Annotated in this window: 2 protein-coding genes; both read right to left on the bottom strand. The window is 63.2% G+C overall.

Annotated features, from left to right (window positions below; genetic code table 11):
* Positions 1-420: FhaA domain-containing protein (locus DXC52_RS05470; RefSeq protein WP_117746479.1), on the bottom strand; the 420-nt coding region annotated here is incomplete at its 3' end.
* A partial coding sequence (locus tag DXC52_RS10130; RefSeq protein WP_199409471.1) for a hypothetical protein occupies positions 417-1075 on the bottom strand: 659 nt, incomplete at its 5' end. The genes DXC52_RS10130 and DXC52_RS05470, both read right to left, overlap by 4 nt.

The following is a 1075-nucleotide window of genomic DNA, read 5'->3' as shown; positions in this document are numbered from 1 at the left end:
GGAGTTGTTCTGGCCCAGGCCGTTCTGATAGGCGCGCTCTTCTTCGTACAGGCGGCCGAGCGTGGGGGCATCGACGTTCTCGGCAAAGACCGAGAACTTGCCGGCGCGCAGCTGTGGATCGATCATAAAGCGCACGAGGGGCTCGCCGACAAAGACATAGCGGCGCTTTTCGGCCTGCGCCTTCACGAACTCGCGGACCTCGCGCGAAAGCTCGGGGTAGAACGGGGCGAGCATGGGATCGTCGTCGGCGGCGATAAGGATGGTATAGAGTGCCGGCGCCGTGTTGACGCCGTTAATCACCAGAGTCTGATCCTCCATGTCGCGAGCGGCCTGCTTGGCAAGCTTCTTAAAGGAGAACGGGGCACGGGTGGCACCGAAGATGCCGGCCACGTGGTCCTCGAAGATGTTCAGGAAGTTCACGAAAGATCACTCTCCGTATAGGTTCTTTGGTATCCGAGCAAATATAGGCATATCCCAACGATTATAGAGGATAGGATTCCCGCAACCGCCGCCTTGGCGATGACCGCGGCTGCAAGGCTGGCAATTTCCATATGGTGTGCAAGACAGGACGCCGCTGAGCAGCCGATGCCGGTGGCAATGATGGCGGCGATTGCGGCAAGGTTTGAGCCCTGATCGGCACGCTTGGCATGGGCATTGAGCAGCGCAGATGACGCCGCGGCAGTTGCCGCGACCAGCACAAAGGCAGCCCAAAGGAGCGGGTCTCCCAGCGCTGCGGCAACGTTACCGAGCCCCAGCACGCCTCCGGCTGAAAGCGCGACCGTGGCCAGACGGGCAAAAAGCGCGCCCATGCCCGTTGCCGCGGCGGCGCTTGCCGGGCCGAGCCAAAATGACGCGACGCCGGCGGCGACCCCAGCTGCCAGGAAGGTATTGCCGGTCAGACAGCCAAGCGCGAGTGCACAGGTGAGCGTGGCGCTCGCGGCAGTCTCGGTGCGACCCCAGGCGATCCACCAACCGGACATGGCGGCGGCAAAGATCACCGCGACGGGCAGCATCGACAGGATGCCCTGTGCCTGCATGGTGGCGTTGGCCATGAGCACCAAAAAGCCCACAGCCG

The sequence above is a fragment of the Collinsella sp. TF05-9AC genome, assembly GCF_003438495.1.
Classification (GTDB): Bacteria; Actinomycetota; Coriobacteriia; order Coriobacteriales; family Coriobacteriaceae; genus Collinsella.
The sequence above is the reverse complement of the archived record's forward strand: the minus strand, read 5'-3'. Positions and strand labels throughout refer to the sequence as shown.